At 68.3% G+C, this 22,270-nt stretch carries 24 protein-coding genes and 1 pseudogene; 13 read left to right on the forward strand and 12 right to left on the reverse strand.

The genetic code is table 11. From position 1 onward, the window contains the following. Positions 1-235 precede the first annotated feature (235 nt). Entirely contained in the window at positions 236-1,768 is a 1,533-nt protein-coding gene (dnaA, locus tag ABT313_RS18240; RefSeq protein WP_502884000.1) for a chromosomal replication initiator protein DnaA, read from the reverse strand. Positions 1,769-3,289: 1,521 nt separating this feature from the next. Between dnaA and rpmH the strand changes: the two genes are divergently transcribed. Further along, the gene (rpmH, locus tag ABT313_RS18245) at positions 3,290-3,427 is read left to right on the forward strand and encodes a 50S ribosomal protein L34 (RefSeq protein ID WP_130386492.1); all 138 of its coding nucleotides are present in this window, start codon (positions 3,290-3,292) and stop codon (positions 3,425-3,427) included. Between the two features lie 26 nt (positions 3,428-3,453). Beyond that, positions 3,454-3,801 (forward strand): ribonuclease P protein component, encoded by a 348-nt coding sequence (gene rnpA, locus ABT313_RS18250; RefSeq protein WP_350854568.1) that lies wholly within the window; start codon positions 3,454-3,456, stop codon positions 3,799-3,801. Between the two features lie 8 nt (positions 3,802-3,809). Here the strand turns inward: rnpA and ABT313_RS18255 are convergent, their stop codons facing one another. After that, positions 3,810-3,938: a hypothetical protein gene (locus ABT313_RS18255; RefSeq protein ID WP_350854571.1), complete on the reverse strand. Its 129-nt coding sequence runs from the start codon at positions 3,936-3,938 to the stop codon at positions 3,810-3,812. 90 nt (positions 3,939-4,028) lie between these two features. On the opposite strand from ABT313_RS18255, the gene yidD reads away from it, so the two are divergent. The 6 genes and pseudogenes from yidD (at position 4,029) to ABT313_RS18285 (ending at position 9,331) form a co-directional block, all read left to right on the forward strand. After that, complete coding sequence (gene yidD / locus ABT313_RS18260) at positions 4,029-4,289, forward strand: membrane protein insertion efficiency factor YidD (RefSeq protein WP_502884001.1); 261 nt, start codon at positions 4,029-4,031, stop codon at positions 4,287-4,289. 9 nt (positions 4,290-4,298) lie between these two features. Then, a pseudogene (yidC, locus tag ABT313_RS18265) lies at positions 4,299-5,282 on the forward strand (membrane protein insertase YidC); the annotation flags it as partial. A 321-nt stretch (positions 5,283-5,603) separates the two neighbouring features. Further along, complete coding sequence (locus ABT313_RS18270) at positions 5,604-6,128, forward strand: Jag family protein (RefSeq protein WP_502883995.1); 525 nt, start codon at positions 5,604-5,606, stop codon at positions 6,126-6,128. A 10-nt stretch (positions 6,129-6,138) separates the two neighbouring features. Next, entirely contained in the window at positions 6,139-6,813 is a 675-nt protein-coding gene (gene rsmG / locus ABT313_RS18275; RefSeq protein ID WP_350854574.1) for a 16S rRNA (guanine(527)-N(7))-methyltransferase RsmG, read from the forward strand. Between the two features lie 521 nt (positions 6,814-7,334). Then, entirely contained in the window at positions 7,335-8,270 is a 936-nt protein-coding gene (locus ABT313_RS18280) for a ParA family protein (RefSeq protein WP_166679568.1), read from the forward strand. Between the two features lie 80 nt (positions 8,271-8,350). After that, complete coding sequence (locus ABT313_RS18285; protein WP_350854578.1) at positions 8,351-9,331, forward strand: ParB/RepB/Spo0J family partition protein; 981 nt, start codon at positions 8,351-8,353, stop codon at positions 9,329-9,331. 61 nt (positions 9,332-9,392) lie between these two features. Here ABT313_RS18285 and ABT313_RS18290 read toward each other — a convergent pair whose 3' ends face one another. From ABT313_RS18290 to ABT313_RS18310, 5 genes are all read right to left on the reverse strand, one after another. After that, positions 9,393-10,187, reverse strand: coding sequence for a class I SAM-dependent methyltransferase (locus tag ABT313_RS18290; protein WP_350854581.1), 795 nt, complete (start codon positions 10,185-10,187; stop codon positions 9,393-9,395). A 42-nt stretch (positions 10,188-10,229) separates the two neighbouring features. Next, positions 10,230-10,583, reverse strand: coding sequence for a DUF3817 domain-containing protein (locus ABT313_RS18295; protein ID WP_238160120.1), 354 nt, complete (start codon positions 10,581-10,583; stop codon positions 10,230-10,232). Then, positions 10,580-11,389: an SURF1 family protein gene (locus tag ABT313_RS18300; RefSeq protein WP_350854585.1), complete on the reverse strand. Its 810-nt coding sequence runs from the start codon at positions 11,387-11,389 to the stop codon at positions 10,580-10,582. Before ABT313_RS18300 ends, ABT313_RS18295 begins: the two co-directional genes overlap by 4 nt. An 8-nt stretch (positions 11,390-11,397) precedes the next feature. Further along, positions 11,398-12,345 carry a D-alanine--D-alanine ligase family protein gene (locus tag ABT313_RS18305; protein WP_350854588.1) on the reverse strand — a complete coding sequence of 316 codons (948 nt, stop codon included), beginning with the start codon at positions 12,343-12,345 and terminating at the stop codon, positions 11,398-11,400. A gap of 143 nt (positions 12,346-12,488) precedes the next feature. Then, positions 12,489-13,799: an aminotransferase-like domain-containing protein gene (locus ABT313_RS18310; RefSeq protein WP_350854591.1), complete on the reverse strand. Its 1,311-nt coding sequence runs from the start codon at positions 13,797-13,799 to the stop codon at positions 12,489-12,491. 196 nt (positions 13,800-13,995) lie between these two features. On the opposite strand from ABT313_RS18310, the gene ABT313_RS18315 reads away from it, so the two are divergent. The 4 genes from ABT313_RS18315 (at position 13,996) to ABT313_RS18330 (ending at position 15,968) form a co-directional block, all read left to right on the forward strand. After that, positions 13,996-14,196: a hypothetical protein gene (locus tag ABT313_RS18315; protein ID WP_137255913.1), complete on the forward strand. Its 201-nt coding sequence runs from the start codon at positions 13,996-13,998 to the stop codon at positions 14,194-14,196. Between the two features lie 61 nt (positions 14,197-14,257). Further along, positions 14,258-14,911: a GNAT family N-acetyltransferase gene (locus tag ABT313_RS18320; protein ID WP_350854595.1), complete on the forward strand. Its 654-nt coding sequence runs from the start codon at positions 14,258-14,260 to the stop codon at positions 14,909-14,911. Continuing rightward, complete coding sequence (locus tag ABT313_RS18325; protein WP_350854597.1) at positions 14,908-15,300, forward strand: DUF2784 domain-containing protein; 393 nt, start codon at positions 14,908-14,910, stop codon at positions 15,298-15,300. The genes ABT313_RS18320 and ABT313_RS18325 overlap by 4 nt, the downstream gene beginning before the upstream one ends. 29 nt (positions 15,301-15,329) lie before the next feature. Then, on the forward strand, positions 15,330-15,968 hold the full coding sequence (locus tag ABT313_RS18330; RefSeq protein WP_350854600.1) for a permease prefix domain 1-containing protein: 639 nt from the start codon (positions 15,330-15,332) through the stop codon (positions 15,966-15,968). Here ABT313_RS18330 and ABT313_RS18335 read toward each other — a convergent pair. Further along, positions 15,948-16,274, reverse strand: a complete 327-nt coding sequence (locus ABT313_RS18335; protein ID WP_350854603.1) for a PadR family transcriptional regulator — start codon at positions 16,272-16,274, stop codon at positions 15,948-15,950. The genes ABT313_RS18330 and ABT313_RS18335 overlap by 21 nt on opposite strands. 84 nt (positions 16,275-16,358) lie before the next feature. On the opposite strand from ABT313_RS18335, the gene ABT313_RS18340 reads away from it, so the two are divergent. Further along, positions 16,359-18,503 (forward strand): MMPL family transporter, encoded by a 2,145-nt coding sequence (locus ABT313_RS18340; RefSeq protein WP_350854606.1) that lies wholly within the window; start codon positions 16,359-16,361, stop codon positions 18,501-18,503. Positions 18,504-18,823: 320 nt separating this feature from the next. On the opposite strand, the gene ABT313_RS18345 is transcribed toward ABT313_RS18340, so the two are convergent. The 4 genes from ABT313_RS18345 to ABT313_RS18360 form a co-directional block, all read right to left on the reverse strand. After that, on the reverse strand, positions 18,824-19,960 hold the full coding sequence (locus ABT313_RS18345) for an N-acetylmuramoyl-L-alanine amidase (protein WP_350854608.1): 1,137 nt from the start codon (positions 19,958-19,960) through the stop codon (positions 18,824-18,826). A 41-nt stretch (positions 19,961-20,001) separates the two neighbouring features. After that, entirely contained in the window at positions 20,002-20,331 is a 330-nt protein-coding gene (trxA, locus tag ABT313_RS18350; RefSeq protein WP_350854611.1) for a thioredoxin, read from the reverse strand. Positions 20,332-20,363: 32 nt separating this feature from the next. Continuing rightward, on the reverse strand, positions 20,364-21,344 hold the full coding sequence (trxB, locus tag ABT313_RS18355; RefSeq protein ID WP_350854613.1) for a thioredoxin-disulfide reductase: 981 nt from the start codon (positions 21,342-21,344) through the stop codon (positions 20,364-20,366). Between the two features lie 96 nt (positions 21,345-21,440). Continuing rightward, complete coding sequence (locus ABT313_RS18360) at positions 21,441-22,202, reverse strand: hypothetical protein (RefSeq protein WP_350854616.1); 762 nt, start codon at positions 22,200-22,202, stop codon at positions 21,441-21,443. Positions 22,203-22,270 lie beyond the last annotated feature (68 nt).

Below are 22,270 nucleotides of genomic sequence, written 5' to 3' on the forward strand. Positions count from 1 at the left end.
CCTCTCTACAGATTCCATAGTGTTCTTCGCACCGGTGGATACTGTGGAAAAGCGCCGAGTTCGCAGGTCAGACCGCATTTCTGGTTGGGGACGGCGTGTGGATGACGCCCGGTCGTGTTGGGGACGCCTGCGGATGACGGATTCTGTCCCCACAGGGCGTCCACACGATTCACCGCTGTGTCCACGGCAATACCCACAGTTTTCCACAGCTGTGTCCCCAGCCTGTGCGGTTCTTCTACTGCTGCTTCGCCTGGTGTTTGATCCGGTTCGTCAGCTCGGTGACCTGGTTGAAAACGCTGCGCCGCTCGGACATCAGCTGCCTGATCTTGCGTTCCGCGTGCATGACCGTGGTGTGGTCGCGGCCGCCGAACTGCTGACCGATCTTCGGTAGTGAGAGATCGGTGAGCTCGCGGCACAGATACATGGCGATCTGCCGTGCGGTCACCAGCACGCGGCTCCGGCTCGATCCGCACAGGTCGTCGATCGACAGACCGAAGTACGACGCGGTCTGGCCCATGATCATGCTGGCGGTGACCTCGGGCTTGCTGCCTTCGGGAATCAGGTCCTTCAGCACGATCTCGGCCAGGCTCAGGTCGACCGGCTGCCGGTTCAGGCTGGCGAACGCGGTGACGCGGATCAGTGCGCCCTCGAGCTCACGGATGTTCGTCTGCACCTTCGACGCGATGAACTCCAGCACCTCGGGCGGAGCCGTCAGCCGCTCGGTCGCCGCCTTCTTCCGCAGGATCGCGATCCGGGTCTCGAGGTCGGGCGGCTGGATGTCGGTGATCAGGCCCCACTCGAACCGGTTCCGCAGCCGGTCCTCCAACGCCTCCAGGCGTTTCGGCGCACGGTCGGAGCTGATCACGATCTGCTTGTTCGCGTTGTGGAGCGTGTTGAAGGTGTGGAAGAACTCTTCCTGGGTCTGGATCTTGCCTTCCAGGAACTGGATGTCGTCGATCAGCAGTACGTCGACGTCGCGGTAGCGGCGCTGGAACTGGGACGCCTTGTCGTCGCGGATCGCGTTGATGAAGTCGTTGGTGAACTCTTCGCTGGAGACGTACCGGACGCGGGCCCCGGTATAGAGGCTGCGGACGTAGTGCCCGATCGCGTGCAGCAGGTGGGTCTTGCCCAGACCGGAGTCGCCGTAGATCAGCTGCGGGTTGTACGCCTTGCCCGGTGCCTCGGCGACGGCGACCGCGGCCGCGTGGGCGAACCGGTTCGAGCTGCCGATGACGAAGGTCTCGAAGGTGTACTTCGGGTTCAGCCGGGCTTCGCCTTGTGCCTCGGTGGCCGACTGGGTCGGCGAACCGTTCGGCGGCGGAGCGACCGATCCCATCGGCTGGCCGAACTGCTGCTGCGGCGCCGGCTGCTGGTAGTGCTGCGGCGCTGCATCCGGACGGGGCTGGTTGTACTGCGGTCCGTTGGCCGGATCGGTCAGCGCTGACTGGATGGTCGGCTGGTAGGCGCCTTCGGTGTGCAGCGGCTCGCGCACTGCGGGTGGCTGCGGGTGTTGCTGCTGTGGTGCCTGCTGTGTGTACTGCGGAGGCTGCGGCGGAGCGGCCTGTTGCGCGGCCTGCTGCTCACGGAGCTCGGGGTCGAGGGACGGGTCGACGGTAACGGCGATCCGGATATCCCGGCCGAAGCTCTCGGTCAGGATCCGCTCCAGGTCCGGACGGAGTCGGGTCTCGAGCTGGCCGCGGGTGAAGTCGTCCGGCACTGCCACGATCGCGGTGCTCTCGTGCAGCGTCACCGGACGTGAATTGGTCAGCCAGGCGCGCTGGTTCGGCGGGAGACCTGCGAGTACGCGGGTCCAGGCATCACCAAGATCCGTCACCGGTGCTGCCACCTCCTGCTGCGGCGCAGGCTGCTGGACCGGCTGCTGCGGTGCGTGCTGGACAGGCTGCTGGACCGGCTGCTGCACTGGCGGCTGCACTGGCTGCTGGATCGGCTGCGGTGCGTGCTGCTGGGGGATCTGCTGTTGCGGCAGCTGCTGCTGGGGCGCCGGCTGCTGGGGCGCCGGCTGCTGGTGGGGCTGCTGCTGGGGCGCGTGCTGGATCGGGAGGTTCGGGGCCGGGGTCTGGGGCTCGGACGGGTGCTCGGTGTTCTGCTGAGTGGGCCGGTGGTCCGATGACCACTGATCGGTGGTTGCGTTGTCCGCACGTCCATCACCCTCGTTCGCTGCCGGGCCGGCTGGGTCTCCACCGCCTGTACCCCATTCGGGAGCGCTGCCCCAGGTGTTGTTCGCACCGGAGTAGCGGACATTGCCGATGGTCGGCGCCGCACCGAAGTACGCCGTACCGACCGGCGGCTGTAGCGCCGGTGGCTGTAATGGGCCGGCCGCCAGATCGGTCGCCGCGCGCTCGAGCTCGGAGCGGTAACCGTACGGACCCGGCGGTGGCGCGGGCCGGTAACCGGGTGCCGGCTGCTCCGGCATCGGGATCGGGAGGGACGGGCTGAGGTAGTCACCGGGATCCATCCGCGGCGTCGGAGCCGGAGCCGGTGCGGGGCTGGTCTCGGCCGGAGGCATGGATGCGCTCTCCGCCCGGGGCTGCGGCTCGGGTGCGGGCGGGACCTCGGTCCGGAAGTTGGCCTCCGGCTCGGGGCGGAGGCCTGCGTCGGGTTCGGGGCGGAGGTCCTGGCGGCCGTCACCGGAGTACTCCGGCTGGTACTCGGCTGTTGTGTATTCCACCGGTGTGACTTCCGCACTGGCGGAATGGTCCTCGACCACGCGTTGCTCCCCGATTCATCGCTGCGGTGGCCGGCGCGTTCCGGGCGGACCCGGGTGCGCGACCATTCGACCCGACCGCCGCACTGTCCACACGGTTGTCCACAGTTGTGAACGACTGCAGGAGCAGGTTGGTTACCCATTGCGGGGTGTGGGACCTCTGGTGTGAGGGAGTGACGCTAACAAGTCGGAGTAGGCAGCTTCAAGCCGTCATCCACAGGCTATGAACAGGAAATTGGGGGCAACTTGCGGCGTGTCGGGTAGACGTCGGAGCGTAGTCATGGTTGGCGATCGCTCTCTGTGGCTGTCCGGACCGGAGGGTGACGAGGCTCGGTGTTGCCGTCGCCCACTATCCTGTCCACAAGCCTGTGGAAAAGTCTGGGGATACCTGGTTTGACCTGTCCACAGGCGGCCACGTACCGTGGATCAGTCGGTGTTGAGCCGGCCGTTTCGTGCTGCGCTCCCTGCGGATTCCTCCGGCGGTGTGCAGGACGGCCACCTTGGGCAGGTCCAATCAGTGGATTTGTCGACATTCTGTGATCTCGAGTAACCGGAGTCATTCCAGTGAGCAAGCGGACGTTCCAGCCCAACAACCGTCGTCGGCACAAGAAGCACGGCTTCCGTCTTCGGATGCGTACCCGTGCGGGTCGCGCGATCATCGCCGCCCGCCGTGGCAAGGGTCGTCAGCGCCTCGCGGCCTGAGCGACCTGCTCGACGGTGACCACCTCGTGCTGCCAGCGTCGAACCGGCTGCGCCGGTCCGACGACTTCCGTCGCGCCGTCCGGTCCGGGCGTCGCGCGTCGCGGCGCGCGGTGGTCCTCCACCTGCTGGCGGAGGACGGCTGCGCCGAGCCTCCACGGGTCGGATTCGTTGTGAACAAGGCGGTGGGCAACGCGGTTCTGCGGAACCGGGTCCACCGCCGTCTGCGTGCTGTGCTGGCAACGCGGCTCCCCGATCTCCCGGCCGGCAGCCTGGCCGTCGTCCGCGCCCTCCCGTCGTCCGCCTCGGCGTCGTACGACGACCTGGCCGCGGACGTCGACAGCGCCCTGACCCGGTTGTTAGGGCGCCTCGGATGATCCCTCGCCTACTGCGCGGCACTCGGCACGGCACCTCGCCGCGCGGGAGTGAAGGCCACGATGCTCCGCATCGAGACCTCCCCTCCCGCGCGCCGATGCACCGCACCGAGCACCTGCTCGCGACGGCGACGGATCATCCGAGGCACCCTAAAGCCATGATGCGGATCAATCCCGTGCGCAGCGGGATCATCGGTTTCCTGAAGCTGTACCGCCTGGTGATCAGCCCGATGTACGGGCAGGTGTGCAGGTTCTACCCGAGTTGTTCGGCGTACGCCTTGGAGGCGGTCGAGCGCCACGGTGCGGTGCGCGGTAGCTGGCTGGCGATGAGGCGACTCATCCGCTGCCACCCGTGGAACCCCGGAGGCTACGACCCCGTTCCACCCACAGATGTCGACCAGCGCGGAGACCGTGAGGACCCCTGTTCTCACGGATCCGCCAACCAGCCCGGACCGTCAGCCGACGCCGGGCCTGTGCAGCGAGGTGCATGAGTGACTCTTCTGGCCATCCCCGGGCTCGCCGTTTGGGACGGGATCGTAGATCTGTTCAACACGGTCATGACGCCGCTGTACTGGGCCGTGTCGGCGCTGCTCGTCGGCTGGCACTGGCTGCTGAGCCAGGTGCTGGACCCGGACGGCGGCTGGGCCTGGGCGCTGTCGATCGCCGGCCTGACCATCGTCATCCGGACCCTGCTGATCCCGCTGTTCGTCCGGCAGATCCGCTCCAGCCGGAACATGCAGCTGCTGCAGCCGAAGATGAAGGAGCTGCAGAAGAAGTACGGCCACGACCGGGAGAAGCTCGGTCAGGAAATGATGAAGCTGTACAAGGAGACGGGCACCAACCCGTTCTCCTCGTGCCTTCCGCTGCTGCTGCAGTCGCCGATCTTCCTGGCCCTGTTCCGGGTGCTCGACTACGCCGCCAAGGGCCAGGCCCACAGCTCGCTCATGCAGCCGTACGTCTCGTCGCTGCAGCACGCCAAGATCTTCGGCGCGGAGATCTCGCAGACCTTCCTGAAGGCCAGCGGCCCGGGCGAGAACAACGTCAAGATCGTCGCGATCGTGCTGATCATCCTGATGACGGCGACGATGTTCACTACGCAGCTTCAGCTGATGCGCAAGAACATGCCGAAGGAGGCCCTCACCGGCCAGGCCGCGCAGATGCAGAAGGTCATGCTGTACGTCTTCCCGATCTTCTTCCTGATCGGTGGCTTCAACTTCCCGATCGGTGTGCTGATCTACTGGTTCGTCTCGAACCTGTGGACGATGGGCCAGCAGTTCTACGTGATCCGCCGCAACCCCGCTCCAGGCACCCCGGCGTACGACGCGATGCAGGCCCGCAAGCGCGAGCACAACGTGCGGCACGGCAAGCCGGCCGACGAGGGCGTTCCCGGTACGGCGGGCGCCGCGACCGACACCGAGACCTCGGACCGTCGTCCGGCCCAGCGCCAGCAGCCGAAGCGCCAGTCGCGCAGCGACCGCAAGAGCGGCCCGGCTGCCGCTGGTGCGAGCGCATCCGACGCGACGGCATCGAGCAACGGCCAGACCTCGGCACCCCAGGACGAGACGCGGCCGCAGGACGCGCCGAAGAAGACGACCCAGGGCGGTGCCGCCAAGAAGCAGCCGGCCGGGTCGGCCAAGCGCCAGCCCGCTGCCAAGTCCGCCGCCCAGAAGCGGGCCGCACAGAAGAGGCAGGCGCAGAAGCGCTCCGGCGGCTCGCGCTGACCCGCGCTCTTCTTGCTTGCACATCCTGACTTGTGAACGACGGGATCCCCGTGGGGCGGATTCCGATATTGCGAAGGAGTGGCCGTGAGCGACGGCATGCAGAACACTGAGCCGGCGGAGCAGTCCGCGGGTACGAACGACTCGTCCGAGGACCGCCTGAAGGCGCTCGAGGCCGAGAGCGATATTGCGGCGGACTACCTCGAGGAACTGCTCGACATCGCCGATCTCGACGGTGACATCGACATGGACATCGACGGCGATCGCGCCGCGGTGTCGATCGTCGGCGCCGAACTGAACAACCTCGTCGGCGAGAACGGCAAGGTCCTCGAGGCGCTCCAGGAGCTGACCCGGCTGGCCGTCTACCGGGAGACCGGCGAGCGGTCGCGGCTGATGCTGGACGTGTCGAACTACCGGGCCAACCGGAAGGCCGAACTGGAAGAGGTCGGCCGGAAGGCGGTCGAGGAGGCGAAGGCGACCGGCACCCCGGTGCGGCTGGACCCGATGACGCCGTTCGAGCGCAAGGTCGTACACGACGTCGTCGCGGCCGCCGGCCTGACGTCGGAGTCCGAGGGCGAGGAGCCCCGCCGCCGAGTGGTGGTACAGCCATGAACGCACGCCCGTGACCGATTCCGTTTCACGTGAAACGCCGCCGCCGCTCGTGGACAAGCTGTTTCCACGGGCGGCGGTCCGGCTTTCGGCGTACGCCGAGCTGCTCGCGACCGAAGGCACCCTTCGCGGACTGATCGGACCGCGCGAGGTTCCGCGGCTCTGGGATCGGCACCTGCTGAACTGTGCCGTCGTCGAGCGACTGATCCCGGAGGAGGCACTGGTCGCCGACATCGGCACCGGCGCCGGCCTGCCGGGCATCGTGCTCGCGATCGTCCGACCCGATCTCCAGGTGGAGCTCGTCGAGCCGTTGCTCCGTCGTACCACCTTCCTCCAGGAAGCGGTCGACTCCCTCGAGCTCGACAACGCCACGGTGGTTCGGTCCCGGGCCGAGGATCTGCCGCCGGCGTCGTACGACGTGGTGACCTCCCGGGCCGTTGCTCCGCTCGCCAAACTCGCGCGCTGGTGCCTGCCGCTCTGTGTCGAGGGCGGACTGATGCTGGCGATGAAGGGGTCGTCCGCAGAGGAGGAACTGGACGCCTCGGAACGCGAATTGGCGAAGCTCGGGGCAGAGCTTTGGCACATTCATCAACTCGGCGGCGATGAACTGGCCCTCCCCACGACTGTGGTGAGTATTGTGGCCGGACGTGCTGCAGGGGGATCCCGGCACGGAAGACACGGGAGGTGAGCGGGTTGGTGAGTCGTGCCCTCGGATGGCCCGAGAAGAGCACCGGTGAGCCGAGGTCGTCACAGGGCATCGGCTGGCCGACCGATCCGGATTCCAGCGTTCGCGTGGTCACCCCGGAGCCGGCTCCCGACCTCACCCCCGCGCCGGCTCCTCCTGTCCAGACAGCTGCTTCTGTCGAGTCCCCGGAACCGGTCGTGGCGACTCCGCCGATCGACAGTTCAGGCCTTCGAGCAGTTGCCGCGGCAGGCCTCGACGTATCTTCTGAGACCGCCGACGGCTCCGTTTCACGTGAAACGCCAGACATGCGCGATGATGGTTCCGAGCCCGAATCGGCGTCACTGGTGGACGCCGAACCAGGCCTCCCGGACTCTCCACCGCCTGTGGATGACCACCGCATGAAACTGCCTCTGCACACGGGAATTCGTCCACAGCACCCTGTGGACGGAGCTGGGGGCAGACCCGCCCCGACCCCTACCGACATCCTCTTCGGGCCAAGTCCCGCACCTATTGGAATGGGCGCTATGACTGCCGCACAGATCGCCGCGCGGGCCACGTCGGACGAGCTTCAGCGACGACTTCTCGAGACTCCGATCGCCGCCGCGACCGAACGGACCCTGCTGGTGAATGAAGGACGCACGATGGGCCGCGAGTTCCCGCTGCCCGACCAGACCCGAGTCTTCGTGGTCGCCAACCAGAAGGGTGGCGTCGGCAAGACCACGACGACCGTGAACGTCGCCGCCGGTCTCGCGCTGTACGGCGCGAAGATCCTCGTGATCGACCTCGACCCCCAGGGCAACGCGTCGACCGCCCTCGGCATCGACCACGCCGAGGGAACCCCCGGCGTCTACGAGGCCGTCATCGAGGGCGAGGCTCTCGACAACCTGATCCAGCCGTGTGCCGAGCACCCCGGTATCCAGGTGATCCCGGCGACCATCGACCTGGCGGGTGCCGAGATCGAGCTCGTCAGCGTCGTCGCCCGCGAGAGCCGGCTGAAGAACGTGCTCGACGCGTACCTGGCCAAGTCCGAGGCCGCGGGGGAGAAGTACGACTACGTCTTCATCGACTGCCCGCCGTCGCTCGGGCTGCTGACCGTGAACGCACTGACCGCCGCACGTGAGGTGCTGGTCCCGATCCAGAGCGAGTACTACGCGCTCGAGGGTCTCTCCCAGCTCCTCCGCCACATCGACATGGTGAAGTCGCATCTGAACCCGGGCCTCGACGTGTCGACGATCCTGCTGACGATGTACGACGCCCGGACGAAGCTCGCCGGCGAGGTGGCCGCCGAAGTCCGCGGCCACTTCAAGGACGCCGTACTGCGGACCGCCGTTCCGCGCTCGGTGCGTATCTCGGAGGCGCCGAGCCACGGGCAGACCGTGCTCGCGTACGACCCGGCCTCGGCCGGCGCACTGTCGTACCTGGAGGCCTCCCGCGAGATCGCCATGCGGAACAACGCCTGATCCTTGGATCGGTATGGCACCGTTTCACGTGAAACGGGAACGTCAGCAGTGACTCACGATGTCGATCTCGAGGGAGCGCGATGAACACCCGACTCGGACGCGGCCTTGGCGCGCTGATCCCCAGCTCGCCGGCCCCCGGCACCACGACTCTCGGCAGCAAGTCGAGCTCGATCCCGGGAGCGCCGCCGATCGCGAAGCCGGCGGAGGCGCAAGGGCCGCAGGGGCCGGAGCTCGCGGCGGTTCCGGGTGCCTCGTTCGCCGAGATCGAGGTCGAGAAGATCACGCCGAACCCGAAGCAGCCGCGGAGCGTCTTCGACGAAGAGGCGATGGAGGAGCTCGTCCACTCGGTGAAGGAGATCGGGCTCCTGCAGCCGATCGTCGTCCGCCGGCTCGAGGGCGACAAGTACGAGCTCGTCATGGGCGAGCGTCGCTGGCGGGCGACGCAGCAGGCCGGCCTGACCACGATTCCCGCGATCGTCCGCGACACCTCCGACGACGCGATGCTTCGTGACGCGCTGCTGGAGAACCTGCACCGCAGCCAGTTGAACCCGCTCGAAGAAGCGGCCGCCTACCAGCAGATGCTCGACGACTTCGGCTGCACCCAGGAGGTCCTCGCGAATCGCATCGGGCGATCGCGGCCGCAGATCTCCAATACGCTGCGACTCCTGAAGCTACCCGCCGGCGTACAGCGCCGGGTTGCCGCCGGCGTTCTCTCGGCGGGCCATGCACGGGCTCTCCTGGGTCTCCCGAGCGGCGACGCGATCGAGCGCCTCGCCCAGCGCATCGTCGCCGAAGGCCTCTCGGTCCGCACGGTCGAGGAGATCGTTGCCCTCGGCGACATGAACGCCGAGGACCCCACTCCGGCCCGGCGCCGCAACAAGCCGGTAGCCCCGCGCCTGGTCGACCTGGCCGATCGGCTCTCCGACCGGTTCGAGACCCGCGTCAAGGTGGACCTGGGCAAGACCAAGGGCAAGATCACCGTCGAGTTCGCCTCGCTGGACGACCTCGAGCGCATCGTCACGCTGATGGACCCGAACAAGCAGACCGACCAGTCCGCTTAGGATCGCGCTCACAGAGGAATCAGCGCCTGAGCGGCACTGCGTGATTTGTCGACAAACGGACTTACTGACTTGCGGGCGATGTTTCATGTGAAACATCGCGGGTGGCTTTGACGAGATAGGTCGCGGGCAGCAGGCTCGCGGCCGGACCGAGACCGGCGTACATCTCCGGGTTCGGGAACTCCTGGAACGTGGTCAGTGTGAGCCCGGCCGCCAGTAGAGCGGTGATGATGTCACTCGAGGGCCAGATGAAAGCCGTGAAGGCCGGCGCATCCGGATTGTCGCGGGCGCCGGTGGGGAGCTTCGTGTTCTCGATGGTGGCGCGCGCCGTGGAGCGAGAGAAGTAGTCGGCCGTGACGGTCAGTTGGTTCTGGCCGGCTACGGCGAGGACCTCCCAGACCGGATGATGGTCGGCCACCAGGATCGAACCGCCCGGTGCAAGCCGTGACACGACCAGAGTGGCGAAGACGGTCAGATCGGGGACCCAGCAGATCGCTCCCCAGCTCATGTAGATCAGGTCGAAGCCGGAGAGGTCGGCCGGGAGGTCGAGCATGTCGGCGCGGCGGAAGTCGACCGTGATGCCGGTGGCTACGGACTTCGAGCGAGCCATCTCCAGGGCGACTTCAGAGATATCGACGCCGGTGACCTCGGCGCCTAGCTGAGCCCAGGAGAGGGCCTCGTCCCCGCAGGAGCACGCCAGTTGGAGGACGCGGCGGCCGCGGACCTCGCCCGCGGCCGAGAGCTCCTCGGCGGACAGCGTCGAGCCGCCGTCCGCGAAGTACGACGGTGGTTGCCCTGGGCGCGCAGTGTGGATCTGGTTCCAGCTCGCGCGGTTCGACTCCGTGATGTCATGCAGCACGGACCCGAAGCTAGGGGCCGAAACCCCTGCGGCACAACGGGATTAGCGACCGAGCAGTTCGTGCGAGGTCTTGCGCTCGGCGTAGAACGACAGGAACGGGATCGTGCCGGCCAGCGCCATCATCACCAGTCGCGGGAACGACCAACGAACCCGGCGGAACAGGTCGAAGGTCAGCAGCAGGTAGACCATGTACAGGAACCCGTGCGTCGGGCCGATCACGTCCATCGCGCCGGGGCTGTCCGCGAAGTACTTGAGCGGCATCGCGAGGAACACCAGCAGCAGGAGCATCACGCCGACGACGTACGCGATCACGCGGTAGCGCATCAGCGCGCCGCGGACGGCCGGGGTCAACGGCTGCGAGCCGGCGGAGGTGGCGGGGTCGGCAGGAGAGGTCACGCTGAAACGGTACCGCTTGGCTCCACACGCTCTCCGGGGCGGTCCTCGTCCGGATCGGGCTCGTCGACACCACGGTTGGCGTCCAGCACCATCTTCGCCCACATCCACAGCGTGAAGGCCGCGAAGATCCACCACTGGAAGGCATACGCGATGTTCCGCAGCCCGGCGTGATCGGTCGGCGGCGGAGGCGGCTGTACGACGGCCGGCGCGGGCGACGGCACGCTGCCGGACACGGACGCCTGGACCACGAAAGCGTCGTACACCCGGTAGTCGACGAGGTGGACGATCGTCGGGATCCGCAGCGACGACAGCACGCGGCCCTTGGCGGCGTCGTCCGAGGAGTCCTCTGCCTCGGACGCGATCACGGTCCCGGTCAGCTGCACAGGGCCGCTGGGGGCCTTCGCAGCGGCATCTCCGACGGTCGGTACCCAGCCGCGAACCACCATCACGGCGTCCGACGACGAGAGCTTCAGCGGCGACACCACCCAGAAGCCGACCCGCGAATCCTGCGAGCGATCAGCGATGAACACCTGATCCGCGGCCGGTCCCCAGGTCCCGTCCACTGTCACCCGCCGGCTGACCGCCTTCGACGGCAGCCCCTCGTCGATCGAGAACAGCGACTGCAAAGGCACCGGGGCAGCCTGAGCACGATGCGCCGTCGCGTCAGCAGTCTTGGACCGGTACACGCCCAACTGCCACACGCCCATCACCGACATCGCCGCCGCAATAGCCAAGGCCAGCAACAGCAGCCCGGACCATCGCGGTGTCAGGACGGTCCGCCACAGCGGCCGAGGTACGTCGGGCATCGCGACCGTCAGCGAGCAGCAGCTGCCGCGAGCAGGTCACGGCAGAGCACACCGAGCTCGATCCCGGCGGCCTCGGCCGCGAGCGGGACCAGCGACGTCTCCGTCATCCCCGGCGCCACGTTCACCTCGAGGAACCACGGCACGCCGGCCGCGTCCACCACGAGATCCGACCGCGACAGGTCTCGCAGCCCCAACGCCTGGTGTGCCTGAACGGCTGCCGCAGCACACGCTCCTGCGACCTCCGGCTCGAGCCGCGCAGGTACGACGAACTGGGTCGCGCCCGCCGTGTACCGGGCCTCGTAGTCGTAGAAGCCCGAGTCCGGCCGGATCTCCACCGCAGGCAGCGCTCGCGGCCCGTCGCCGGTGTCGACCACGGTCACGGCGACCTCGGTGCCGTCGACGTACTGCTCGATCAGCGCCACCGGACCGTAGGCGTAGCAGTTCACCATCGCCGCCGGCAGCTCCTCGGCCGACCGGACGATCGAGGCGCCCAGCGCGGAACCGCCGCGGGCCGGCTTCACGACAAGCGGCAGCCCGATCTGGTGGATCACCGACTCCATCAACGACGCCGCGCCCAGCTCGCGGAACGTGTCGTGCCCGAGCACGACCGAGGCCGGCGTGCGCAGCCCGGCCGCTCCGACCATCGTCGAGGCCACGGGCTTGTCGAAGGCCGTGCGGCAGGCGGCCGCGTCGGCACCGACGTACGGGACGCTGTACAGGTCAAGGACCTGGCGGAGCGCGCCGTCCTCGCCGGTGACGCCGTGCAGGACGGGGAAGACCGCGTCGGGTGGATCGTTGCGCAACCGATCGACCAGGGACGCGTCGACGTCGCGCTGCTCGACCTCTACGCCGACGCTGCGCAGGGCGTCCGCCACCCGCCGGCCGGACCGCAGCGAGACGTCCCGCTCGTGCGACAGCCCGCCGGCCAGAACTAGCACTCGACCCAGATCACTCATCACAAATATCCCGATCACTCGTGGGCGACTCCGGCACGGGCGCCGGTCCCGAGGCCCATTGGAACGGTACCGCTAGCGCGTCAGCGACCCACGGCCACCCGTAGATCCATTGCGCAACCTTTGCGCTCGTCGGAGCAGCTGGTCTAACTCAGCTCCGGTCCCGGAGCGTCGTAGTCACGTCCCGCACCAGGCGGCAGCGGGCCGAACGTCTCGCGAAGCTCGAGCTCCTCGTGGATCACCGCGGCGAGCCGGCCGACACCCTCGGTGATCCGCTCCGGCGTCGGATGGCAGTACGACAGCCGCATGCACTGGGAGCCGAAACCGTCGGCGAAGAAGGCCGTCCCGGGGACGTACGCCACCCGCGCGGTGACCGCTCGCGGCAGCATCGCCTTCGCGTCCAGGCCTTCCGGCAACGTCAGCCAGACGTAGAACCCGCCGCGCGGCCGCGTCCAGGTCGTTGCTGCAGGCATCTTTTCGGTCAGCGCCGCGAGCATCGCGTCCCGGCGTTCGCGGTACATCTCGCGGAACTGCTTCACCTGGCCCATCCAGTCGTGCCGGACCAGGTACGACGAGATGGCGAGCTGGCTGAACGTCGGGGGACACAGCGTCGCGGACTCCTGTGCCAGCACGAGTTTCTCCCGCACCGCGTGCGGCGCGACCGCCCAACCCACCCGGAACCCGGGTGCAAAAGTCTTGGAGAACGACCCGAGGTAGATCACACCTTCGCGATCGTCGGCCCGCAGCGCGCGCTGCGGCTCACCCTCGAAGCCGAGCAACCCGTACGGGTTGTCCTCCAGCACCAGCAGATTGGCCCGCTGACAGATCTCGAGCACCCGCGACCGGCGCTCGTCCGACAGCGAAACCCCGGCGGGGTTGTGGAAGTTCGGGATCGTGTAGAAGAACTTGATGCGTTTGCCGGCCGCGCGCACCGAGGCGATCGCTTGCTCCAGCGCCTCCGGCACGACACCGTCGTCGTCCATGGCGACGTGCACGACCTCGCACTGGTACGCCCGGAACACCCCGAGCGCACCGACGTACGACGGTGCTTCGCAGATCACCACGTCGCCCGGATCGCAGAACACCCGCGTCACCAGGTCGACGGCCTGCTGGCTGCCGACCGTGACCACGACGTCGTCCGGGTGCGCCTCGATGCCCTCGAGCCGCATGATGTCGCAGATCTGGTCGCGCAGCGTCGGATCGCCCTGGCCGGAGCCGTACTGCATCGCGACTGCGCCGTTGTCGATCACCAGGTCGCGGACCGCGCCGCCGACCACGTCGAGCGGCAGGCCGCCGATGTTCGGCATCCCGCCGGCGAGGGAGACCACTTCGGGGCGGCTGGCAACGGAGAACAGTGCGCGGATCTCGGATGCGGTCATGCCCTTGGTCCGGGCTGCGTACGCCTCGACGTAGTTGTCGAGGCGGGTCTGCCGGACATCAGGCACGTCAGCACTCACGAGGGCCACTCCAACGGTGATCGAGGGGGAAGTCACCAGGTTACGTCGAGAGACCCGAGTCCGGGCTGTGGATCGGCGCGACCTCTCACTACCATGCCTTATAGGGGCAGGTTCGACCATGCCGTGATCTGGCTGCTGAGACAGCCGGGCGGTGCGGTGCGGCCTGGGAGGTGGACTGCGGAAGGCAGGATTCGGGATGAGCGTGGGCAAGACAGCCGGCTGGACCCTCGGCGGACTGGTGCTGGGCGTGCTGGCCGGTTTCGCGGCCGAGCTGTTCCGGCGGCAACCCGCCGCCAAGGTGCAGCAGCGGTACGTCGCCCCCGAGGCGACTCGCACGACGGACGCGCGGACGCCGGCACCGGTGCCGGAACCGGCGACCGAACCCGCTACGCGATGACACGCATCGTGACGAAGCTAACAGGCGACGATCGACCCGGCACCGCTGACCGGACGCGCTGATGGCCCGACGGCTCGAACCGCTGACACTCGCCAACCTCGACGAGTTACCGGTTCCGTGCCGTGACTGCGTGTTCTGGGAGCTCGACCCGGTCGCGGCGCGCCAGGCCGACCGCAACGGCGACACCGCGCTGGAGAAGGAAGCCTGGCTCTCCCAGCTCCTGCTGGACTGGGGCCCCGCGGGCGTCGTGCTGTACGTCGACGACGATCCGGCCGGGTTCGCGCTCTACGGGCCGGCGACGTACCTGCCCCGGATCCAGGCGTTTCCGACCGCTCCGGTCAGCCCGGACGCCGTCGTACTCGCGACCGGCCGGATCCAGCCGCGGTACCTGGGGCTCGGGCTGGGCAAGATCCTCGTCCAGGCGGTCGCGAAGGACGTGCTGAAGCGCGGGTTCCGGGCGGTCGAGGCGTTCGGCGACTCGCGGTGGAACGGACCGGGCTGCGTCTGGCCGACCGAGTTCCTCCGCGCGGTCGGCTTCGGGGTCGTCCGGGAGCATCCGCGCAATCCGCGGCTACGGCTCGACCTGCGCTCGGCGATCACCTGGCGCAGCGAGATGGAGGCCGCCGTCGAGCGCCTGATGGGCGCGATCCGCCCGGAGCACTCGCCGTCCGGGCCGGTGACCGTCCGCGACGCGTTGAGGTTAGGTCCCGAATGATCTGGCGCGTGCTGGCCGATGTGGTGATGGTCGTGCACGGCGCCCTGTTGCTGTTCTTCGTGGTGGGCAGTTTCCTCGCCTGGCGCTGGCCCAAGCTGATCTGGTTCCACCTCGCCATCGTGGTGTGGAACGTCGTCATCGTCCTGGTCGACTTCGGATGCCCGGTGACGGCGACCGAGAAGTACTTCCGCCGGCTGGGTGGCGAGAACGTCTACCAGGCCGGCTACATTCACCACTACCTCGAGGGGCACCTCTGGCCCGAGGGGCAGACGCCCTGGGCGGAGCGGATCGGGTTCGCGCTGGTGCTGATCGGGTACGCCGGATTCTTCGTCATCCAGCATCGCCGGAAGGCCAAGGTCAGGGGTGAGTCAGTGGGACCCCGGACGTGAGCCGGACGAAGCCTCCCCATACTGGGAGGGTGCCCATCGACGACTACCTGGCCGCGCTGAGCAAGCAGCTCCGGGGACCACGGAGCCGGAAGGCGGATCTGCTGGCCGAGGCCCGCGACCACCTGACCGACGCGACCGAGGCCTTCGAGGCCGACGGTTTCGACCGGTACGACGCGGAGAAGCACGCGGTCGCCGACTTCGGCGCGATCGAGGAGGTCGCACCGGGATACCGGTCCGAGCTGGCGATCAGTCAGAGCCGGCGGACGGCGATGATGCTGTTGTTCGCGCTGATGATCCAGCCGATCGTCTGGCGGGGCGGTGCCTGGGTGTGGACCCAGGACCAGAACGACTCGACCGCGTTGAACGATCTGCTCCAGATCGTGGTCCGCGACGTCGGCGGCGTGGTGATCGCCGGCGCGGTGCTCGCCGTGCTCGCCACCGGCATCGGGCAGCGGTTCCCGCGCGTCCGGGAGCACGTGAGCCGGGTTACCGCACTCTTCACGCTGGCCGGCTCCGCGCTGATCGCCGGGATCGGCATCGCCATGACCGCGACCAGCGCGCAGACGCCGGGCATCCCGGCGTACGGCGTCGTCGGGACGTTCGTCGTGCTGCCGCTCGCGCTCGTCAGCGTGCAGGCAGCACGCGGGCTACGCCTGGCCCGGGCGTAGCACCCCTTCCACCACGGCGCGGAACGTCAGCCACTCCTGCTTGCCCGAGGCAAGCATCTTCGAACCGGCGCTGGTGAGCTGGTAGGTCCGGCGTTTGCGCCCGCCGACCGTGCTCCACTCGCTGGCCAGGTAACCGGCCCGCTCCAGCCGCCGCAGCGCCGGATAGAGCGTGCCGGTCGGCAGGTCGAGCTCGCCGCCGCTGCGCTCGAGCAGCGCCTCCATGATCGCGTAACCGTGCAGCGGCTCGTGCTCGACGACCGCCAGGATCATCGGGTCGAGGTGCCCACGCAGCGCATCCGCCTTCATGTAGCCAGTCTACTCATATATCTGTTAGTGTCGAGAGGCAACATGTAGCCAATCTACGCATTAAGCAGTGAGGAGGCCCCGGCGATGACCGTGGACACCCCCGTACGACGACCGCCCGGCACGCAACCGCCGGGCCTGCTCCATCGCGTCTCCGGCTGGGCCATGCGGCACGCCGGTCTGGCGCTGCTGCTGTGGGTGGTCGCGCTGGTCGCCATCACCGCCGGCTCGACCGTCGTGGGCGCGAACTACAAGAACGACAACTCGCTCCCCGGCACGGACTCGCAGCGGGTGACCGACATCTTCCAGGCGCACCAGCCGAAGGGTGACACGGCGTCGGTGCAGCTCGTCGTGCAGGCCGACGGCGGGCTCGACGCCGAGAAGAGCCGGGTCGCGTCGATGCTCGCGGTGGTCCGGACCCTGCCGCACGTCGCCTCAGTCGCCGATCCGTTCACCGCGCCGGGCAGTATGTCGACAGATCGACGTACCGCCTATTCGACCGTCGGCCTGGATGTCGCGCAGACCGACATGCCGGTCGAGGACGTGCGGACGATCATCCAGCGGGCGCAGGACTTCGCACGACCGGGGTTCCAGGTCGAGGTCGGCGGGGACCTGGCGCGGAACGCCGCGGACAGTGCGGGCGGCGCGTCCGAGGGCGCGGGCATCCTGGCCGCGCTGGTGATCCTGGTGTTCCTCTTCGGATCGTCGCTAGCGGCAACACTTCCGTTGTTGACCGCGGTGTTCGCGGTCGGCAGCACGGTCGGATTGCTGATGCTCGCGTCGCATCTGTTCACGGTGCCGGAGTACACGACGCCGGTGATGATGCTGGTCGGACTGGGGGTCGGCATCGACTACGCGTTGCTGATCTTCTCGCGCTATCGCCATGAGCTGCTGAAGGACGGGGCGGATCGCGAGAAGGCGGCGATCGTTGCCCTCGACACCGCGGGTCGTTCGGTGCTGTTCGCAGGATGCACTGTTGTGATTGCGCTGCTCGGGCTGCTGGCGCTCGGACTGGGCTCGCTGCAAGGCGTCGCACTCGGTGTCACCTTGACCGTGTTGATGACGATGCTCGCCGCGGTGACATTGCTGCCGGCGTTGCTGACGTTGTTCGGGAAGCGGATCGAGCGAAGTGTCCGCAAGCATGCCGCCAAACAGCGCCGTACGCCGGGTCAGGGCTGGCGGAAGCTGGCCGCCATGGTGCAGCGCGGTCCGTGGGTGCCGTTGCTGCTCGGGGCCGTCGCGCTGGTGGCGCTGTCACTGCCGGCGTTGAACATGCGGCTCGGGTTCGCCGACGCCGGGACGGACGATCCGGCGAAGACGAGCCGGAAGGCGTACGACCTGCTCGCCGACGGATTCGGCCCCGGGTTCAACGGCCCGCTCGTCGTGGTGTCGGAGGGCGATCAGGCCGCGGCCCAGGTGCTGGGCCAGACGTTGGCGGCGGATCCCGGCATCGCGGCGGTGACGCCGCCGCAGCTCACGCCGGACGGCAAGGTCGCGACCGTACTGGCGTTCCCGAAGTCGGCGCCGCAGGACGCGGCGACGAGCGACCTCGTGCAGCGACTGCGCGACGACACGTTGCCGAAGCTCGAGTCGCAGACGAAAGCGACGTACCTGGTCGGGGGAGCGACCGCGGCGGCGGACGACTTCGCCGGAGCGGTGAGCAAGCGGCTGCCGATCTTCGTGCTGGTCGTGGTCGGGTTGTCGGCGCTGCTGCTGATGGCCGTGTTCCGGTCGGTGCTGATCCCGTTGAAGGCCGCCGTACTCAACCTGCTGAGCATCGGCGCCTCGCTCGGGGTGATCACGCTCGTGTTCCAGCAGGGCTGGCTCGGCGCGCAGGCAGGGCCGATCGAGGCGTTCGTCCCGGTGATGATCTTCGCGATCGTGTTCGGGTTGTCGATGGACTACGAGGTGTTCCTGGTGTCGCGGATCCACGAGGAGTGGCGGCGTACGCAGGATGCCCGGGCCGCCGTTCGCGAGGGACTGGCGACCACGGGCAGTGTGATCACGGCGGCGGCCGCGATCATGATCGTGGTGTTCGGCGCGTTCCTGCTGAGCCCGGACCGGATGCTGAAGCAGTTCGGTCTCGGCCTGGCGACCGCCGTCCTTCTCGACGCCCTCCTGATCCGCTGCATCATCGTTCCCGCCGTACTGCGCCTGATGGGCAACCGTGCCTGGTGGCTGCCGCGTTGGCTCGACCGGGTGCTGCCGAGGATCGCTCTCGAGAAGGACTGACCTCAGCCGTTGGCGGCCACGCCGATCTTGTGACCTTGTGCATCGGCGAAGACGCCGAAGCTTGTGCCGGGGACCTGCTCTGCCGCGGACCGATCGCGACGTACGTGCCGTCCGGCGTACCGGTGTCGATGAACGTGTAGCCCGGGAACGCGCCCTCGGACGCGACCTTCCACCCGAACAGCTCCGCGAAGAACTGCCGGGTCTGGTCCGGATCCGCCGATCGGATCTCGGCGTGGACGACTGGATGTGCCATGAGCCCCTCCTAGGTCAACTGATGCTCAATCAGCTGACGAACGGCTCAGGCAGAAATCGACGCCGGCTCAGACGGTCAGTTGCCCGAAGCGCAGCATGCCGGTGGCGGCGTCCTGCTCCGGCGGCAGGTACACGCGCTGGATCGCGACCACGATCGCCTCCGCGATGACATCGCGGAAGGCCGGGTCGGCCAGCCGGGCGGAGTCGTGCGGGTTCGTCACGTACCCGATCTCGAGCCGGACCGCGGGCATCTTCGTCCGCCGCAGCAGGTCCCAGGTCTTCGCGTGGGTGCGGCAGTTCAGCAGATCGGTCCGCGCGACGATCTCCCGCTGGACCAGGCCGGCGAACTGCTCACCGACGCTCGACGAGGCGCCGTGCAGGTCGTTGCCGTAGTAGTACGTCGCGACGCCCTGCGCGTCGGGGTTCATCGACCCGTCGGCATGCAGCGAGACGCACAGGTTCGCGTCGGTCTCGTTCGCGAACGCGGCCCGCGCCAACTCGTCCGGGCCCTGGTCGCGTCCCCGCGACAGATACGCCCGTACGCCGGTGGCGCCGAGCCGGCCCTCGATCCGGGCAGCCAGGTCGTACGCGATGTCGGACTCGCGCAGGCCGTAGCCCTCCCAGCCGTAGTCGAAGCCACCATGGCCCGGGTCGATCACCACGGTCTTGCCGGAGAGCCGCGGTCCCGCGGCGCGAACGGCCTCGCGCGCCCGCAGCGCGTCGGGCCGGCCGCCGGTCGCCATCGGGCGGATCCGCTGCAGGGCCTTGAACGTCGACGGTCCACAGGTCCCGTCGCCGGGAAGCCCCATGTTCCGCTGGAAATCGGTCACGGCGCGCTGGGTGTCGGCGCCGAAGATCCCGTCGATCCGGGCGACCGCGAACCCGAGCTCCTGCAGTTTCGCCTGCAGCGCCAGTACGTCGTCACCGGACAACGGATGCGACGGGACGTACGTCAGCAGCCGGTCGCCCAGCCGCCAACGTGCGTCGTCGATCGCTCGGTACGTCTGCGGGCCGACGATCCCGTCGATCATCAGCCCGCGTTGCTGCTGGAACCCCCGGACAGCGTGCGCGGTCGCCTCGTCGTAGACGTCGTGACCGCCGGCCAGCAGCCCGAGCCGCTGGAGCTTGCCGACGATCTCGGCGACTGCCTCACCGCTGTCGCCGATCCGGTACACGCCGTGCGGGCCAGACGGTGACACTGCCATGCAACTGCTCCTTGCCGTGGCGGACGGGGGTCCTGGGTAGATCAGGCAGTGAAGTCTGCCAGCTCCTTCAGCAGCGCTGCCTTCGGCTTCGCGCCGACGATGGACTTGGCCAGCTCACCGTTCACGTAGACGTTGATCGTAGGGATACCGGTGACCTTGTAGTTGCTCGGGGTGACCGGGTTCTCGTCGACGTTCATCTTCAGGAACGTGATCTTGTCGCTGTGGTCCTGCGCCAGCTCCTCCAGGATCGGCGAGACCTGGCGACACGGGCCGCACCACTCGGCCCAGAAGTCCACCAGCACCGGCTTGTCGCTCTTCAGCACGGTCTGGTCGAACTCGGAGTCGGTGACAGCGTTCATCTTCTCGCCCATGGGCGTATCTCCTTCAGTGGTTTGAGTCAGGTTCAGACAGAGACAGGCTCGGTGCCGGCGGCCGCGTGCTCCGCGTCCTCCAGCGTGGCCAGGTAGCGCTCGGCGTCCAGGGCGGCGGCACAGCCGGTGCCGGCCGCGGTGATCGCCTGCCGGTAGGTGTGGTCGACCAGGTCACCGGCGGCGAACACGCCGCGCAGGTTGGTCTCGGTGCTGCCCTGCTTGACCAGCACGTAACCCTCGTCGTCCAGGTCGACCTGGCCCTTGACCAGCTCCGAGCGCGGGTCGTGCCCGATCGCGATGAACAGGCCGGTGGCCGGCAGGTCGCGGGTCTCGCCGGTCTCGGTGTCCTTCAGCGTCAGGTGGGTCAGCTTGTCCTCACCGTGGATCTTGTCGACGGCCGAGTTCCACTGGAACTCGATCTTGTCGTTCGCGAACGCACGGTCGGCCATGATCTTGGACGCGCGCAGCTCGCCGCGGCGGTGCACCAGGTGCACCTTCTTGGCGAACTTGGTCAGGAAGGTGGCCTCCTCGACGGCGGAGTCGCCACCGCCGACGACCGCGATCTCGTGGTCGCGGAAGAAGAAGCCGTCACAGGTCGCACACCAGGACACGCCGTGGCCGGACATCCGGTCCTCGTCGGACAGGCCGAGCTTGCGGTAGCCCGAACCCATCGCCAGGATCACGGTCTTGGCCCGGTGCTCGGTGCCTGCCGAGTCGGTGACCACCTTGATGTCGCCGGTCAGGTCGACCTTGGTGATGTCGTCCGGCACCAGCTCGGCGCCGAAGCGCTCGGCCTGGGTGCGCATCTCGTCCATCAGGGCCGGGCCCATGATGCCCTGCGAGAAGCCGGGGAAGTTCTCCACCTCGGTGGTGTTCATCAGCGCGCCACCGGCGGTGACGGAGCCTTCGAAGACCAACGGCTCGAGCGCCGCGCGAGCGGCGTACACGGCGGCCGTGTAACCGGCCGGGCCGGAGCCGACGATGATGACGTTGCGAACTGTGGAGTCGCTCATTCAGGCGTTCCTCGGGGAGTCGAGATTGGTACGTCGTACTCAACGGATCCTAGAGGCCGTCCATTCCCACGGTACCCACCCCGGGGCGGTGGGCCATCATCGGTTGCGCAGTGTCACCGTGGTGTCGTAGAACGGGCTTGCCACTCCGCCGGGCTCGCTACATCCGGTGACCGCGAACACCTGGATGTCGCGTGACGAACCACCTTGCAGACCGATAATCGTGGCCCGCTTGCCGTCGATCTTGGCGGGCTGGACGAGCCGGACGTTCGGGTTCGGCCGGCCGGACGCGAACGTCCGCGCGCAGGCCTGCTCGGCCGCCGTGCCGTGCATGATCGCGCCCGGCGTGTGCTCGAGCCATTGCTGGATCTGCGGGCCGAGGTCGTTGGTGGTGATCGTCACCGCGTCCGCGGGCGGGGTGTTCTGGTCGGTGCTGGCCGCGCCCTCGTTGGCGTTGTCCCTGGTGGCGAACACGACGCCGACGCCGATCGCGGCGATCAGTACGACGCCGGCCGCCGCGCCGAGCAGCTTCGGCAGGTGCCGGCGGGGCTCCTCGCGGATCTGGGCCAGCGAGTGCACCCCGACCGTCGAGGCCCGCAGCACCGACTCCGACACGATCACGGCGTCCAGGTGCTCGGCGACGTCGGTCGGCATCGGGATGTCGGCGCGACCCTCGTCGGCCAGGTCCTCGGACAGCTTCACGAGCGCGTCGTACGTCTGCTGACACTCGGGGCACGCCTTCACATGCTCACGAGCGCGGTGTGCCTCGGGCGCAGGCAGCAGGTTCTCGATCAGATCGGCGATCGTGTCCGTGTCCAGGTGCTCGAGGTGCTCACTGGTCGGCAGACCGGATTCGGTCATCGGGGCTCGCCTCCTCACAGGAGGTACGCGGCGTGATCATAGGAAGCTCCGGGTCGAAGGCAGGTGCA

The organism is Kribbella sp. NPDC000426 (assembly GCF_040300265.1).
In the GTDB taxonomy this organism is placed as follows: Bacteria; Actinomycetota; Actinomycetes; order Propionibacteriales; family Kribbellaceae; genus Kribbella.